Source organism: Salinivibrio sp. PR6 (genome assembly GCF_001995955.1).
Classification (GTDB): domain Bacteria; phylum Pseudomonadota; class Gammaproteobacteria; order Enterobacterales; family Vibrionaceae; genus Salinivibrio; species Salinivibrio siamensis.
Genome location: NZ_MUFA01000002.1, coordinates 53,779 through 69,342, shown reverse-complemented (window position 1 = coordinate 69,342; position 15,564 = coordinate 53,779). Strand labels below are relative to the sequence as shown.

The following is a 15,564-nucleotide window of genomic DNA, read 5'->3' as shown; positions in this document are numbered from 1 at the left end:
ATGAATGATAACGAACTCCCAAATATTACGGTCGAAGCGTTTGATATCCCGTCGGCTGATAAGTTCGCGATTCAGCGATCGCGCCACCGCCCTCGTATTTTGCTGCTATATGGTTCCTTACGGCCACGTTCATACAGCCGACTGGTAGTAGAAGAGGCTGCGCGTCTGCTGACTGCGATGGGGGCTGAGGCGCGGATTTATGATCCTAGTGGCTTACCTGCGCCCGATAGTGTTGATCCATCACATGAGAAAGTGGCGGAATTACGCGAGCTGATGATGTGGTCTGAGGGGCAGGTTTGGTGTTCGCCTGAACGCCACGGTTCGATCACCAGTATCATGAAAAGCCAAATCGATTGGGTGCCTCTAAGTCTTGGGGCCGTGAGACCAACCCAAGGTAAAGTGCTCGCGGTGATGCAAGTATGTGGGGGCTCTCAATCATTCAATACAGTTAATCAGCTCCGTGTTCTCGGCCGCTGGATGCGTATGTTTACCATTCCGAATCAATCATCGGTGCCCAAAGCCTATTTAGAGTTTGATGAAGAAGGCCGGATGCTGCCATCGCCTTTTTATCAACGCATTGTTGATGTGGTGGAAGAGCTTATGAAATTTACGCTCTTACTTCGTGACAACAAAGACTATCTCGTTGATCGCTACTCTGAGCGCGTTGAGAGTGCCGATGAGCTATCAGCACGTGTCAATCAACGTCAGTTATAAAAAGGAACTATCACGATGTCTCAATCTGAAACCTGTGCGCCGTCGGCCGCCCAAAAGATGGGATGGCTTGATCGGTATTTAACGGTATGGATTTTCCTCGCTATGGCCATAGGGGTCAGCATAGGGTGGATTTATCCAGAAGTGGCGACCCTCAGTGAGCGTTTATCGGTCGGCAGCACCAATGTGCCGCTGGCGATTGGCTTGATCTTAATGATGTATCCGCCACTGGCAAAAGTGAATTATCGTTTATTGGGCTCGGTCACGCGCGACAAAAAAGCCATCACGCTGTCGCTGATCATGAACTGGATCGTGGGTCCCATTCTCATGTTCGCGCTGGCGGTGCTGTTTTTACGTGATGAGCCAGGCTACATGGCAGGAGTGATATTGATTGGTCTTGCCCGTTGTATCGCCATGGTCTTGGTGTGGAACGATATCAGTGGCGGTAACAAAGAGTATGGCGCAGCCCTAGTAGCACTGAATAGTTTATTTCAGATCCTGACTTACAGTGTGATGGCATGGCTATTTATCACCGTTTTACCCCCCATGCTGGGTCTACAAAGTTTTGTGGTGGATGTCACCATGGGAGACATCGCGCAAAGTGTGCTGATTTACTTGGGTATCCCTTTTTTAGCGGGTTACCTATCACGTGCCGTGTTGGTCGCTAAAAAGGGCGAGCAATGGTACGAAGATGTCTTTCTGCCACGTATCTCACCGATGACGTTAATCGCTTTGTTGGCGACCATTGTGTTGATGTTTAGCCTCAAAGGGGAAGCGATTATTGCGTTGCCGCTTGATGTGCTGCGTATCGCTGTACCGCTAGTGACCTACTTTGTGTTGATGTTCTTTATTAGCTTCTTTGTGGGCAAAAAACTGGGGATCCCCTATGACCGTAATGCGTCAATTGCGTTTACTTCATCTGGTAATAACTTTGAATTGGCGATTGCGGTGGCAATAGCAGTCTTTGGCATTCACTCTGATCAAGCCTTTGCAGGAGTGATTGGGCCGCTGGTGGAAGTGCCGGTGTTGATTGCCTTGGTGAATGTCGCGCTAAGGATGAAGCGGCGTTATACGATTTAATATGAAGCTTTTATGAATTCCGGCCTGTCCCAGTTGCATGCATGCTTGGGTCTATTAATATATGCATATCCATATATTCATTTAGTAAAGCGTTATGAGAGAGCCTATGTTGCCTCACCAGTTTTTCAAGTTGTTGGCCGATGAAACACGCGTACGGTGTTTGCTGCTCATTGCTCGTGAAGGGCAGTTATGCGTGTGCGAACTGACTGAAGCGCTAGATACCTCGCAGCCGAAGATTTCACGCCACTTGGCGCAATTACGTGCCAGTGGGGTGTTGGTTGACACGCGCCAAGGGCAGTGGGTGTTTTATCGTTTAGCTGCCGATTTACCCGGCTGGATGCGCAAACAAATTCAGGGGTTAGTTGATTCCAACTGCCTAAAAGACACTTATCAAGAAGATCTCACGCGGCTTGCCAAGATGGCGTCTCGCCCCACCTGCTGTGTGTAAAGGAGAAAGCAATGACAATTAAAGTCGGGATCAATGGGTTTGGCCGTATCGGCCGTCTGGCACTGCGGGCTGCGTTTGACTGGCCAGAGCTCGAATTTGTCCACATTAATGATGTGGCGGGAGATACGGAAACACTGGCGCATTTGCTGGAGTTTGATTCGGTACAAGGGCGTTGGCATCACGCGGTGAGTGCAGAAGGCAACCGCGTGCAGATTAACGGTCAAACACTGACGACAAGCCAAGAAAAAGCGATTGATGCAGTCGATTGGTCAGGCTGCGATGTGGTGATTGAGGCAACGGGAAAACACCGTGACGCGGATCTGCTGCAACAATATTTGGACCAAGGCGTAAAGCGCGTGGTGGTCTCTGCGCCGGTCAAAGATGAGCGTGTGGCGAATATCGTGGTGGGGGTGAATGACGCGATATTTGAACCGAGTAAACATCGAATCGTTACCGCAGCGTCGTGTACCACGAACTGCTTGGCTCCGATTGTGAAAGTGATCCATGAAAAACTGGGAATTGCGCAGTCGACCTTCACCACCATTCATGATTTAACCAATACTCAAACGATTTTAGATGCGCCGCATAAAGATTTACGTCGTGCCCGCGCCTGTGGCATGAGCTTGATCCCGACCACCACCGGATCGGCGACCGCTATCGTAGAAATTTTCCCGGATCTAAAAGGCAAGATTAATGGCCATGCAGTGCGTGTCCCCCTCGCCAATGCGTCGCTAACGGATGTGATCTTTGATGTGGAAACCGATACCACTGCTGATGAGGTGAATGCACTGTTGCAAGAAGCCGCGGATGGCGATCTCAAGGGCATTCTTGGCTTTGAGGCGCGTCCTTTAGTCTCGATTGATTACCGTGGCGATCAGCGCTCCACGATTGTCGATGGTTTATCCACCATGGTGGTGGGCAAGCGTATGGTCAAAATCTATGCGTGGTATGACAACGAAATGGGGTATGCCACGCGCACCGCTGAGTTGGTGCGCAACGTCGGCGGCGTTGATCAGTAATCGCTTTTTTATCGGGTAGCGATGCGTGCCCCGTGCCGCATCGCCCTTTTTTGTATGTGAATCGATGACCACTATGTTTGCTCAATTAAGCCAATCCGTGCGCCAGTATATGCTGGTCACCTTTAACTATTGGAATTTCACCATCACCGACGGTGCACTGCGGATGCTGGTGGTGCTGTATTTTTATGAGTTGGGCTACGGCACGTTAGAAATCGCCTCGCTGTTTTTGTTTTACGAATTCTTCGGCGTGGTCACCAACCTTATCGGTGGATGGCTCGGTGCGCGTTTAGGCCTCAATCGCACCATGAATATTGGCCTTGGCATGCAAATTATCGCGCTTGCCATGTTAGCCGTGCCAGCCGTTTGGCTCACCATTCCCTGGGTGATGTCAGCTCAAGCCTTGTCTGGGATTGCGAAAGATCTGAATAAAATGAGCGCTAAAAGCGCGATTAAAACCTTAGTGCCTGACAACGCACAGGGAGCGCTGTTTAAGTGGATTGCGATCTTGACCGGCTCGAAGAATGCACTCAAAGGTGTGGGGTTTTTTGTTGGTGGCGCATTGCTTTCTCTGATTGGCTTTCAGTACGCGGTGGCGGCGATGGCTGGCGTCTTGAGCCTCGTGTTTATCGGCAGTGTGATATCGCTCAATGCGGAGTTGGGAAAAGCCAAAAGTAAGCCCAAGTTTTCGGAAATTTTCTCTAAGTCTCGTAGTGTGAATATCCTCTCAGCGGCACGGATGTTCCTTTTCGGCGCGCGAGATGTGTGGTTTGTGGTGGCCTTGCCAATTTATCTTGGCACCACATTTGGTTGGAGCCACAGTGCGGTGGGCGGCTTTCTTGCGCTATGGGTGATCGCTTACGGCATGGTGCAAGGCATTGCGCCGAAAATCACTGGGCGCCAATCTGGCCATTCGCCGGGTGGTAAGGCGGCGCTCGGTTGGGCATGTTTACTGGCGATGGTGACGGGTGTCATTGCTTATGCAATTGGCGAGCAGTGGCATCCGCAAGGGGTGATTATCGTCGGGCTTATGGTGTTCGGAGCGATCTTTGCGATTAACTCTTCACTGCATTCCTACTTGATTGTCAGCTACGCCAAAGGCGATGGTGTGTCGCTGGATGTGGGATTTTATTATATGGCGAACGCCATGGGACGCTTAATTGGCACCGTGTTATCCGGTTGGGTGTTCCAAGTATGGGGACTCGCCGCGTGTCTTTGGGTGTCTTTCGCATTTCTAGTTCTAACTACTGTGATTTCGCTAGGGCTACCCAACACGGCTGTCTCGACAGACCAAGCTTAAATAAACAGGGGTAGCATGGATATGCTTACCCCTGTTTCAAACTACGGTTACTCGTTGAGCATATTGCTGATTTTCTTCTGCAGCTCTTTATCTTCACGTGCTTGACGAAAAACAGCGTTATATTCTTCTATCGTTAGGCCCGTTGCCTCAATCGCTTGCGCCATTTCTTTTTGCGTCTCCGCCATTAGCGCTTTCGCCTTTTCTTCACTGCGAATGCTCTCAAGCTTGCTTTTGTAATCTTTTGAGATTGAAACCACCTGTTCAGCGGCCTCTGCGTAGCTGCTTACCACTTGGTCGGTCAGCTGATCCGCTGACAGTTCGTTTGTTTCGTTGGCAGCGAAACTTGGCAGACTGGCTGCAACAACAAACGCAAAAGATAGGGTCGCTAGTAAACGTTTCATCAATACTCTCCTTTTTATTTATCACGGTCACCCTAAAAGAGATGGAGAGTGACCGTCAAACGCGAAAAAGCAATCAGACAAATTCTCACAAGACCATGACATTGTTGATACTGTAAGGATTGTTCAGCTTTTTCGAATAACTCCAACAAGTTGCTCTGCCGACTTTCCTTAGCGCGCTTCTTATACTGCTGATAGTAAAAAAGGAGGACATATGGGAAAACTGATAGACGGTATTTGGCATGATGTGTGGTATGACACCAAGTCGTCGGGTGGTCGATTTGTCCGTGAAGACGCGGGCTTTCGTCATTGGGTGACCGCTGATGGCCAAGCTGGACCAAGTGGCGATGCGGGCTTTAGTGCTGAATCAGGCCGCTATCATCTGTATGTTTCTCTTGCTTGTCCATGGGCACATCGCACCCTGATTATGCGCCATTTAAAAGGGCTTGATCCTCATATAGCGGTTACGGTCGTCGCGCCTGAGATGCTAGAACATGGCTGGACGTTTTCTGAGCCAGAGCCGCTGTATGGATACGACTATGCCCATCAGCTCTATACCCACGCGAAGCCTGATTACACCGGTCGAGTCACCGTTCCGATTTTATGGGATAAGCAAACTCAGACGATTGTCAGTAATGAATCCGCTGACATTATTCGAATGTTTAATTCGGCGTTTAATGGTATTACGGGCAATCATGACGATTATTACCCAGACAACCTGCGTGCGGCGATTGATCAGTGGAACGAGTTTGTTTACCCCAATGTGAATAATGGCGTGTATAAATGTGGCTTTGCCACCGAACAAGAGGCTTATGAAGAAGCCTTTGATCAGTTATTCACTGCATTGACGGTGTTGGATGATCATTTAAGTCGCAATCGTTATCTTGCCGGAAACCAGATCACAGAAGCAGACTGGCGGCTGTTCACCACGTTAATTCGCTTTGACCCCGTCTACGTGGGCCATTTTAAGTGTAACAAGCAACGTATTGCCGATTACTGCAATTTATTCTGTTACATGAAAGAGTTATTCCAAGTGCCAGGCGTGGCAGAGACAGTCGATATGCACCATATCAAAACCCATTATTATTACAGCCACGGCAACATTAACCCGACGCGCATTGTGCCGAAAGGACCAGAGCAAGACTTGTGGTCGCCGCATGGCCGCGCATCACTCGCCTCTCACGCGAAATGATGAGGTTATCACCACAAAAGCAACGAAAAAGGGCCAGCAAATGCTGGCCCTTAAAGATGGTGGTGGAGGAAGGATTCGAACCTTCGAAGGCTGAGCCGTCAGATTTACAGTCTGATCCCTTTGACCGCTCGGGAACTCCACCATGGAGTTTTGCTTTGTAAAAGTGGTGGTGGAGGAAGGATTCGAACCTTCGAAGGCTGAGCCGTCAGATTTACAGTCTGATCCCTTTGACCGCTCGGGAACTCCACCACGGAGTCTTGCTTTATAAAATGGTGGTGGAGGAAGGATTCGAACCTTCGAAGGCTGAGCCGTCAGATTTACAGTCTGATCCCTTTGACCGCTCGGGAACTCCACCACGGAGTCTTGCTTTGTAAAATTGGTGGTGGAGGAAGGATTCGAACCTTCGAAGGCTGAGCCGTCAGATTTACAATCTGATCCCTTTGACCGCTCGGGAACTCCACCACGGGAACGAGGCGAATCTTACCAAACCGACTGGAGCTGTAAAGGGTTTTCTCTGTCCCGATTAGTGGTTGGTGCTTTTTTCAGCGTCTTGCGTGCGAAAAACGGTGTAAGTGAGCTTTTTTGATGTTTTTTGAAACCTGGCTGTCCTTACACAGTCTTACCTCTGTCTCGCTTTATCGCACAATCCTATGTAATAACGATAAAAAACAGTGTCTTTACAATTCTTTAAGGACAAAAAAATGCAGATCAGTACACTGGTGCTATCCAACATATAAGGTACATGGCAATGAAAAAGTGGATGCTATTGGGCGTCGTGGTATTGGCGGGCGTCGCGTTCTGGAAGTGGGGCGATATCCAGCCCTCGAGCGAGGAGGCCTCTGCGCCACCACCGGGGGCGCGATCTGTGGATGTAATGACGGCACAAGTGGAAACCAAACCGATTGCGCCGTCGTTGTCATTGGTGGGCAATGTTAAAGCCCATCAGCAGATTGATATTGAGTCAGAAGTCTCGGCGCGCATTGAAACTGTGCATGTAAAACCGGGCGAGACGGTTGAAAAAGGGGCGCCTTTGGTGACCTTTAATCGCGCCAAAGCCCAAGCGGCGGTGTTGGAAGCGTCGGCTTATCTCAATGATGAGCAGCGCAAGCTAAAGGAGTACACCAAGCTGGCGCAACGTGGTGCCTTAACACAAACCGAGTTGGATGCGCAGCAAGCCAGTGTCAATATTGCCAAGGCCCGTTTGCAATCGGCGCAATCTGATCTAGATGATCATCGTTTAATCGCGCCTTTTTCCGGTCGCATTGGTTTGTTTGATTTAAGCGTCGGCCAGCGCGTGGATGTGGGCGAAACGCTTTTTAGTCTCGACAACCTGTCACGCATGAACCTTGATATTCAGGTGCCAGAGCAATACATCGGACTGCTTTATCCCAATATGCCAGTGGCGGTCACGTCGCAAGCGTATCCCGATGATGCCTTTACCGGCACGGTGAGCGTGGTGGACTCTCGGGTGGATAAAGACGCGCTATCAGTCAGTGTTCGCGTTGCGCTGGATAACCCTGAACGCCAATTGCAGCCCGGCATGCTGATGGAGGCGAAACTGACCTTGCCGGAACAGCAAGCGGTGATTGTGCCTGTGCAAGCTCTGCAGTATTCCGGTACGCGCCGCTATGTCTTCCGCGTTGATGACGAAGGCATTGCCCATCGTACTGAAATTACCCTTGGTGCGCGGATTGATAACCAAGTGGTGGTGAGTAAAGGACTTGAACCCGGTCAGCACATTGTGGTGCAAGGTTTGGTGAATATGCGCGATGGTGCGCAAGTGTCTGTATTAAATGCGGAAGCACCGAAAAATCCAGAAGATGACCAAAGCCGTATCGATGATACCGTGTCTGAGACGGAGGCCAGCTAATGTGGTTGTCTGATGTCTCAGTGAAACGACCAGTGATGGCGATCGTATTGAGTTTGTTGTTATGTGTCTTTGGCGCGGTTTCTTTCTCGACCTTGTCCGTGCGTGAGATGCCTGATATCGATAGCCCGGTGGTGAGTATTTACACCGGATATTCTGGCGCCTCGGCCAGCATTATGGAAAGCCAAGTCACGCAGTTGATTGAGGATGAGCTTTCCGGCATTAGCGGCATTGAAGAGATCACCTCGGTCAGCCGCAATGGCTCATCACGGATCACGGTGGAATTTAAACTCGATCACCCGCTGACCGAGGGGGTGAGTGATGTGCGTGATGCCGTGGCGCGCGCGCAAGGGGGATTGCCTGATGATGCCAACGATCCGATTGTGTACAAAGACAACGGCACCGGTGAAGCGGCGGTTTATATCAACTTGGCCTCGTCAGAGATGGACCGCAACCAACTGACGGAATACGCCCAACGTACGCTGGAAGATAGATTCAGCTTGATCTCTGGGGTGAGCTCGGTCGATTTATACGGCGCGCTGTATAAAGTGATGTATGTGAAGCTGGATCCCACCCAAATGGCGGGGCACGGTGTCACCACCCAAGATATTCTTGATGCATTGCGGGATGAAAACTTAGAAAGTCCGGGCGGGGAAATTCGCAATGACGTGATGACCATGCCAGTGCGTAGCGATCGTTTATATCGTGACGCAGAGGATTTTAAACAACTGGTGGTACGCACCACGGCGAATGGCACCGCGATTTATTTGTCGGATGTGGCGGAGGTGGCCATTGGCTCACGGAACGAAGATGCCACCTATAAAAACAATGGTATCAATAATTTAAGTTTGGCGCTGATCCCACAATCCGATGCCAATCCGCTCGATATTTCTGACCGCGCTCATAAGCTTGTCGATGAGATGCAGGCCTTCCTGCCCGAAGGTACGCGTCTTTGGGTGGATTACGATACTACGGTATTTATTGAGCGCTCGATTGAGGAAGTGTATAGCACCCTCTTTATCACTGGGGCGCTGGTGGTATTAGTCCTGTATATCTTTATCGGCCAAGCGCGCGCCACCTTGATCCCAGCAGTGACTGTGCCGGTATCCTTGATATCCGCCTTTATCGTTGCCTCAGCGATGGGCTTTTCGATTAACTTGCTGACCTTAATGGCGCTTATTCTCGCGATAGGCCTCGTGGTGGATGATGCCATTGTGGTGGTCGAAAATATCTTCCACCACTTACAACAAGGCGATAAACCCTTGGTGGCCGCTTACCGTGGCGCACGGGAGGTGGGTTTTGCAGTGATCGCCACCACCGCGGTGTTGGTGATGGTGTTCCTCCCCATTACCTACATGGATGGCATGATTGGTAAGTTGTTCACCGAGTTTGCAGTGATGCTCGCCGTCACCGTGCTCTGTTCGTCCTTAATAGCGTTGACGCTTACGCCGGTGCTTGGCAGTAAATTGCTGCGCTTAAATGTGGCATCTAGTCCTGTGAACCGCGTGATCACCCGTGGGTTTGATGTGCTTGAAAGTTACTATCGCCGAGTATTGGCACATGTCCTGCGTTGGCGTTGGGTGGCTCCGGTAGTAATTCTGCTTTGTATTGGTGGCAGTGGCGTGTTGATGCAGCACTTACCGTCGCAATTAGTGCCACAAGAAGATCGCGGGGTGCTGCTGGCGTTTGTCCGTGGTGCGGAAGGCACGGCGTACAACCGTATGGTGGGCAATATCGAGCAAATTGAGCAGCGTTTAATGCCCTTGGTCGAGGCGGGTACTCTCAGCTCGGTCAGCTTACAAACACCAGCGTTTGGTGGTCGGGCCGGCGATCAAACAGGCTTTGTGATCATGCTATTGCCGGATTGGGATGAGCGCGATCGCTCCGCACAAGATATCTTGGCGGAAGTCCGGCAGGTGTTAAATGGTGTGCCAGATGTGCAAGTGTTCCCGTTTGCGCCTGGCTTTGGGGGCGGCAGTTCAGAGCCCGTGCAGTTTGTATTAAGTGGTCCAGACTATCCTGAGCTTCATCGCTGGGCGGAGAAATTGGGCGAAATGGGCCGCGAGGCGGGCATGATTGACAGCCCCGACTACGACTACAACCAAAATACCCCTGAGTTGGTGGTCAAAGTAGACCGTCGTCGCGCCGCTGAACTTGGGATTTCGGTGCGGGATGTTTCCGATACCTTAGAGGTGATGCTTGGTGGCCGGGCACAGACCAGCTATGTGGATCGTGGTGAAGAATACGATGTGTATGTACGCGGCGATGAACAGGCCTTTAGCAGCAAAGGGGATCTTACCCGTATTTATATGCGCAGCCGCAGCGGCAAGTTGGTCTCGCTGGATGCAGTGACCACGGTGGAAGAAACAGCGTCCGCGCAGCGTTTAAGCCATACAAACAAGCAAAAGTCGATCACCTTATCGGCGCATTTAGGCGAGGATGTGACACTGGGTCAAGCACTCGATTATCTCGATAAAATCGCGGCTGAGAACCTGCCGGCCGATATCTCGGTGGGCTATTCAGGGGAGTCGAAAGATTTTCGTGACAACCAAACCAGTGTGCTGGTGGTGTTCGGTTTAGCGCTCTTGGTTTCGTACTTGGTGTTAGCGGCGCAATTTGAAAGCTTTATCAACCCCTTGGTGGTGATGTTGACGGTGCCCATGGGTATGCTAGGCGGCTTTTTAGGCCTGTGGCTGACCAACCAAGGGATCAATATCTACAGCCAAATTGGTTTGATTATGCTGATTGGGATGGTGACCAAAAACGGTATCTTAATCGTGGAGTTTGCCAACCAACTGCGTGACCGTGGCATTGCATTTGATAAAGCGATTATCGATGCGTCAGTCCGTCGCTTGCGACCGATTCTGATGACGGCGTTTACCACCTTGGCAGGGATGATCCCACTGATCCTCTCCACTGGCGCGGGGGCGGAAAGTCGTATCGCGGTTGGGACAGTGATCTTCACCGGCATGGCCTTTGCGACCTTTGTTACCTTGCTGGTGATCCCTGCGATGTATCGCTTGCTCTCCATTCATACTCACTCGCCTGAGTATGTGGCGCAGCAATTGGATAAAGCGCTCGCGGTGGAAACTGTGCATCGGGCCAGTCATGGTGAGTTTGATACCCATCCGCATGATGAGCCGCATAAATAACCGCTGTTGTATTATCGATACAAAAACCGCCTCATTCCGAGGCGGTTTTTTATGTTTTATCGCTGCGCTATTACGCGTTTTCGGCTTGTTTTCGCTGCAGCGCGGCTTGTACGTCTGCTTGGTTGGCGAGGTACTCATCTAAGCCACGCTGACGCAAGTGACAGGCTGGACACTCACCACAGCCAGTGCCTTTAATACCGTTATAACAGGTTAGGGTGTGGTCGCGTACAAAATCGAGAGCGTGATACTGGTCGGCCAGTGCCCAGGTCTCAGCTTTATTCAGCCACATCAGTGGTGTGACTAAGGCGAGTTTTCTGTCCATGCCTTGCTCAAGGGCTTGCTGCATCGATTGAATAAAATCATTGCGACAATCAGGGTAGCCAGAAAAGTCAGTTTCGCAGACACCGGTGATCACCGCCTCAGCGCCAATTTGATAGGCGTAAATGCCTGCCAAAGTCAAAAACAAGATATTACGACCCGGCACAAAGGAATTGGGCAGGCCGTTTTCGTTCAGTGCATTGGAAACGGGAATGTTGTCGCGTGTGAGCGAGCTAATCGCCAATTCATTGAGCAAACCAGCATCCAGTACCTTGTGCGCACTGACGTTGCGGTTTGCAGCAATCTCACGGGCAACGTCAATTTCTTGCTTGTGGCGCTGGTTATAGTCGAACGTGAGGCAATGCACTTCGTCGTACTCTGCCTGCGCTTGAATCAAACAGGTGGTTGAATCCTGTCCTCCGCTAAATATCACAACGGCTTTTTTCATCGGTTTGTCCTTTGGCGGTGCTACTTACCCAGTGTTACACAGAGCACGGATGGTACCCCTGTGCGGTATCGACAGCAAGCCAGATGCGATGATGCAATCCGTTAGTCGGCACGCAATTTGCCTCCTCTTTGTTTGCTAAGCTACGCCTTGATGGTTGATTTATAAAGGACATTCACAAGTTATGGACGGACTTGAACCGCAAGCAATCCCCCGCCTGTGCCGCACGCCTATCTCGGGTATTTTTGTCAGAGTATGTCACCCTGAGCACATCGACGCCGCTTTGATGCGAGAAAGTAAAGACAGACCGAACGGTCGGTATAATCGCCAGGGCGAAAGTGCGCTGTATTTAACCGAGAGTGTAGAGAGTGCGCGCGTGGCAATGCAAAAGTACGCCAGCCAGATCACAACGCCACGCGTGCTTGTGCGGTATCAGGTTGACCCCTGTGAGCTGGTGGATTTGCGTCATCCTGAACTTCAGCAATACAAAGCCTTATCCAGCATTGATTGGCAAGCCGCCTTAGCAAAAGGCGAATCACCATCCAGTTGGTGGGTGGCCGATACGCTGAGAAGTGGTAATGAAATTGGCTTAATTGACCCGTCGCGAAAAGATCCCAGCACTTGGCATATCACCTTGTTTCGCTGGAACGCCCCAGGCGCGCCGTCCGTGACCAGAGTGGGCGAGCCTGAAGAGATTAGTTTGGAATAAAGTTACTGTTTCGCCACAAAGGCTTTTAACCCTTCGAGCGTCTCGGCTGGGATAGGGCAGCTTTTACCGGTTTTAAAATCGCAATAGACAATCAAGGCTTCGCCCTCGGCCACACAGCGTTCTTGATTGTGACTGTAGATTTCATACTTCATCGCATAGCGCTTTTCTTGAATATCCTCGACCCAAGCGACGGTGGTGATGGTATCTGGATACACCAAAGGGGCGCGATAATCGCAGCGGGTTGAGGCGACCACGGGGCCTACATGCAGCCGTTTGGCTAGCTCGAATACTTCCAGCTTTTCAAGCATCACCACACGTACATCTTCAAAATAGCGAAAGTACACGGTGTTATTGATGTGTTGCAGGGCATCCATGTCGTTCCAGACAATCGCCTGCGTATGAGAGAGCGGGTAGTTTTCTACTGGGATATTTGCCACAAGACAATCCTCCTTAATTGTGTGCCTTGATTGCACACCAAGCACAATGACAAGACAAGCCGCGTAAAGGTAAATACGGAGCTTGGTCTAACAATTACGCAACAAAACACATGAGGCGACAAAGCGGTTATCAAGTGTGTGGCGCTAATTGGTTAATGTGGCAGCAATCAGACTCTGGTATGATACGCCCCTTTTTGGCCGTGCTTGGGCGCGGCATGATTTACTTTTGCTGTGGATACGACTTTGACTGATACCGCTTTTTCCTCGCTCGCGTTACCTGCTGATTTACTCGATAACTTGGCAACCTTGGGTTATACGCAGATGACGCCCATTCAGGCGCAGAGTTTACCGCCTGTGCTCAGTGGTAAAGATATTATTGCCCAAGCAAAAACCGGCTCGGGGAAAACGGCGGCGTTTAGCCTGGGAGTGTTAGCCAAACTGAACGTAAAACGCTTTCGCGTGCAATCTTTGGTGCTGTGCCCAACCCGTGAGCTGGCCGAGCAAGTGGCGGTTGAGATGCGTAAATTGGCGCGTGGTCGCCATAATGTCAAAGTACTGACGCTGTGTGGCGGTGTATCGATTGGCCCACAAATTGGCTCATTGGAGCATGGTGCACACATTATTGTTGGCACTCCAGGGCGTGTGGATGACCATTTACGCAAAGGCACCTTGCGCCTTGATGATGTTGAGACCTTGGTGTTGGATGAAGCCGACCAGATGCTGGATATGGGCTTCCAAGATACCTTGGATGCCATCATTGCGCGTGTTCCTGCTCATCGCCAAACCTTGTTATTTAGCGCCACTTTCCCGCGCTCGATCAATGCGATTGCCCAGCGAGTGTTGAGCCACCCTGTCTCCGTTAAAGTGGATGAGGTGCAAACGCAAAGTACAATCACGCAACACGTTTATAAAGTCGATGACAATAAGCAACGTTATCAAGCGTTAAAGATACTGTTATTGCACTTTCAGCCGCAAAGCTGCGTGGTGTTCTGTACGACCAAAGCTCAAACACAACAAGTTTGCGATAACCTAGAAGATGATGGTTTTAGCGCCGTTGCCTTGCATGGCGATATTGAACAGCGTGGCCGTGAGCGCACCTTGGTAAAATTTGCCAACAAAAGTGCGTCCGTGCTGGTGGCCACTGATGTGGCTGCGCGAGGCTTAGACATTGATGACATGGATATGGTGATCAACTATCAACTCGCCCACGATCCGCAAACTCATGTACACCGTGTCGGCCGTACCGGTCGCGCTGGCAAAAAAGGGGTGGCGTGTTCGCTATATAACGATGCCGAGCACTATAAGCTGGCGATGATTGGCGATCAGTATGACCGTGATTTTCTCCCCGAAGCCTTGCCGTCGCAGCATTTGCTCGACACTGCGCCTTACCAGCCTGAGATGGCGACCTTGATGATTGACTCAGGTAAAAAGCAAAAAGTACGCGCGGGTGATATTTTAGGTGCGCTGACGGGCCAAGCGGGCATTGACGGTAAGCAGGTGGGTAAAATCAATGTGCTCGACAATGTGGCGTTTATTGCTGTGTCCCAATCCTGCGTTAAAGCCGCGTTGCGTAAACTCAATGATGGAAAAGTTAAAGGACGCACCATCCGCGCCCGCCGGATTTAGTTTGTATGATAAAGGATACTCTGCTTGCTAAGCCTCTAAGTTAATCTACTCTATTTCAATGGCTTAATGATAAAGTCTGCACGATACCTTGTTGGTGTCGTGCACGTTAGCATGGAGTGACAGATGAAAAAGTATTTTGAGAACTTAGCCAAAGCCTTGCTGGGCCAGCCGTTTGGTAGTCTTAGCTCGGGAGAAAAGAAAGTTATTGAGAGTATTGCTAACAACACGTCTGTCTCTGAGAACGTCAACAAGTCCTTTCACGAAAGTCTGACCACCGGGCAAATGGTGGCGGATAAAATTGCCTCATTTGGCGGTTCTTGGTCATTTATCGGGCTTTTCTTCGCATTCATCATTGGCTGGATTGTCGTGAATACGGCCTGGTTAGTGGGAGATGCATCATTCGATCCCTATCCCTTTATTTTACTGAACCTTGGGTTATCCAGTCTGGCAGCTTTCCAAGCGCCGATCATCATGATGTCGCAAAACCGCCAAGCGGCAAAAGACAGGATGGAGCAAAAAGCCACCTACGAAATCAATCTAAAACTCGAGCTTGAACTAATGCGCCTGCACGACAAGTTTGATGCCCTGCAGACGCGGATAGATAAAGATACGGACTAGCGCATTAATACTTTTGTGCGTTTTATCAATCGTCTGAGCCGAATACCGGAGGCGCCGTGCAACGGACGCGCCGCGTATATTGAGTCCATGATTGACAGAGTACGGGCGCTTATTACCGACCTACTACTCCGCGTTGCAATCTGTGGGAGTTATTACTCCTGTTATCCCTTCTTGCACGCACTTCACAATTCAGCCAGAGCTAACCTAACTATGACAACAAAAGTATCCAAAAATCTGGCTTGCTGAG

Annotated in this window: 14 protein-coding genes and 4 tRNA genes; 11 read left to right on the top strand and 7 right to left on the bottom strand. The window is 50.5% G+C overall.

What is annotated here, in order from left to right; genetic code table 11:
- The 5 genes from arsH (at position 1) to arsJ (ending at position 4,555) form a co-directional block, all read left to right on the top strand.
- Positions 1-714: an arsenical resistance protein ArsH gene (gene arsH, locus BZG72_RS01850; RefSeq protein WP_077665954.1), complete on the top strand. Its 714-nt coding sequence runs from the start codon at positions 1-3 to the stop codon at positions 712-714.
- A gap of 15 nt (positions 715-729) precedes the next feature.
- Complete coding sequence (gene arsB, locus BZG72_RS01845) at positions 730-1,791, top strand: ACR3 family arsenite efflux transporter (RefSeq protein WP_077578548.1); 1,062 nt, start codon at positions 730-732, stop codon at positions 1,789-1,791.
- 106 nt (positions 1,792-1,897) lie between these two features.
- Positions 1,898-2,239 carry a metalloregulator ArsR/SmtB family transcription factor gene (locus BZG72_RS01840; RefSeq protein ID WP_077479022.1) on the top strand — a complete coding sequence of 114 codons (342 nt, stop codon included), beginning with the start codon at positions 1,898-1,900 and terminating at the stop codon, positions 2,237-2,239.
- A gap of 11 nt (positions 2,240-2,250) precedes the next feature.
- Positions 2,251-3,258, top strand: coding sequence for an ArsJ-associated glyceraldehyde-3-phosphate dehydrogenase (locus BZG72_RS01835; RefSeq protein WP_077665953.1), 1,008 nt, complete (start codon positions 2,251-2,253; stop codon positions 3,256-3,258).
- 73 nt (positions 3,259-3,331) lie between these two features.
- Positions 3,332-4,555, top strand: coding sequence for an organoarsenical effux MFS transporter ArsJ (gene arsJ / locus BZG72_RS01830; RefSeq protein WP_077666011.1), 1,224 nt, complete (start codon positions 3,332-3,334; stop codon positions 4,553-4,555).
- A gap of 47 nt (positions 4,556-4,602) precedes the next feature.
- Here the strand turns inward: arsJ and BZG72_RS01825 are convergent, their stop codons facing one another.
- On the bottom strand, positions 4,603-4,956 hold the full coding sequence (locus tag BZG72_RS01825; RefSeq protein ID WP_046073635.1) for a DUF4168 domain-containing protein: 354 nt from the start codon (positions 4,954-4,956) through the stop codon (positions 4,603-4,605).
- Between the two features lie 211 nt (positions 4,957-5,167).
- On the opposite strand from BZG72_RS01825, the gene BZG72_RS01820 reads away from it, so the two are divergent.
- Positions 5,168-6,145, top strand: a complete 978-nt coding sequence (locus BZG72_RS01820; protein ID WP_077665952.1) for a glutathione S-transferase family protein — start codon at positions 5,168-5,170, stop codon at positions 6,143-6,145.
- A gap of 57 nt (positions 6,146-6,202) precedes the next feature.
- On the opposite strand, the gene BZG72_RS01815 is transcribed toward BZG72_RS01820, so the two are convergent.
- The 4 genes from BZG72_RS01815 to BZG72_RS01800 form a co-directional block, all read right to left on the bottom strand.
- A tRNA-Tyr gene (locus tag BZG72_RS01815) sits at positions 6,203-6,287 on the bottom strand.
- 22 nt (positions 6,288-6,309) lie between these two features.
- A tRNA-Tyr gene (locus BZG72_RS01810) sits at positions 6,310-6,394 on the bottom strand.
- Positions 6,395-6,415: 21 nt separating this feature from the next.
- Positions 6,416-6,500, bottom strand: a tRNA-Tyr gene (locus BZG72_RS01805).
- A gap of 22 nt (positions 6,501-6,522) precedes the next feature.
- A tRNA-Tyr gene (locus tag BZG72_RS01800) sits at positions 6,523-6,607 on the bottom strand.
- 286 nt (positions 6,608-6,893) lie between these two features.
- On the opposite strand from BZG72_RS01800, the gene BZG72_RS01795 reads away from it, so the two are divergent.
- Both BZG72_RS01795 and BZG72_RS01790 read left to right on the top strand, forming a co-directional pair.
- Positions 6,894-8,015, top strand: a complete 1,122-nt coding sequence (locus tag BZG72_RS01795) for an efflux RND transporter periplasmic adaptor subunit (RefSeq protein ID WP_077665951.1) — start codon at positions 6,894-6,896, stop codon at positions 8,013-8,015.
- Positions 8,015-11,164 (top strand): multidrug efflux RND transporter permease subunit, encoded by a 3,150-nt coding sequence (locus tag BZG72_RS01790; RefSeq protein WP_077665950.1) that lies wholly within the window; start codon positions 8,015-8,017, stop codon positions 11,162-11,164. The genes BZG72_RS01795 and BZG72_RS01790 overlap by 1 nt, the downstream gene beginning before the upstream one ends.
- 70 nt (positions 11,165-11,234) lie before the next feature.
- Here the strand turns inward: BZG72_RS01790 and queC are convergent, their stop codons facing one another.
- On the bottom strand, positions 11,235-11,930 hold the full coding sequence (gene queC / locus BZG72_RS01785) for a 7-cyano-7-deazaguanine synthase QueC (protein WP_077665949.1): 696 nt from the start codon (positions 11,928-11,930) through the stop codon (positions 11,235-11,237).
- 181 nt (positions 11,931-12,111) lie between these two features.
- Between queC and BZG72_RS01780 the strand changes: the two genes are divergently transcribed.
- Positions 12,112-12,636 (top strand): RES family NAD+ phosphorylase, encoded by a 525-nt coding sequence (locus tag BZG72_RS01780; RefSeq protein WP_077665948.1) that lies wholly within the window; start codon positions 12,112-12,114, stop codon positions 12,634-12,636.
- A 2-nt stretch (positions 12,637-12,638) separates the two neighbouring features.
- Here BZG72_RS01780 and BZG72_RS01775 read toward each other — a convergent pair whose 3' ends face one another.
- Positions 12,639-13,073: an acyl-CoA thioesterase gene (locus tag BZG72_RS01775; protein WP_231637397.1), complete on the bottom strand. Its 435-nt coding sequence runs from the start codon at positions 13,071-13,073 to the stop codon at positions 12,639-12,641.
- Positions 13,074-13,316: 243 nt separating this feature from the next.
- Between BZG72_RS01775 and dbpA the strand changes: the two genes are divergently transcribed.
- Positions 13,317-14,699 carry an ATP-dependent RNA helicase DbpA gene (dbpA, locus tag BZG72_RS01770; protein ID WP_077666010.1) on the top strand — a complete coding sequence of 461 codons (1,383 nt, stop codon included), beginning with the start codon at positions 13,317-13,319 and terminating at the stop codon, positions 14,697-14,699.
- Positions 14,700-14,822: 123 nt separating this feature from the next.
- Positions 14,823-15,317, top strand: a complete 495-nt coding sequence (locus BZG72_RS01765) for a DUF1003 domain-containing protein (protein WP_077605886.1) — start codon at positions 14,823-14,825, stop codon at positions 15,315-15,317.
- The last annotated feature ends 247 nt before the right edge of the window (positions 15,318-15,564 follow it).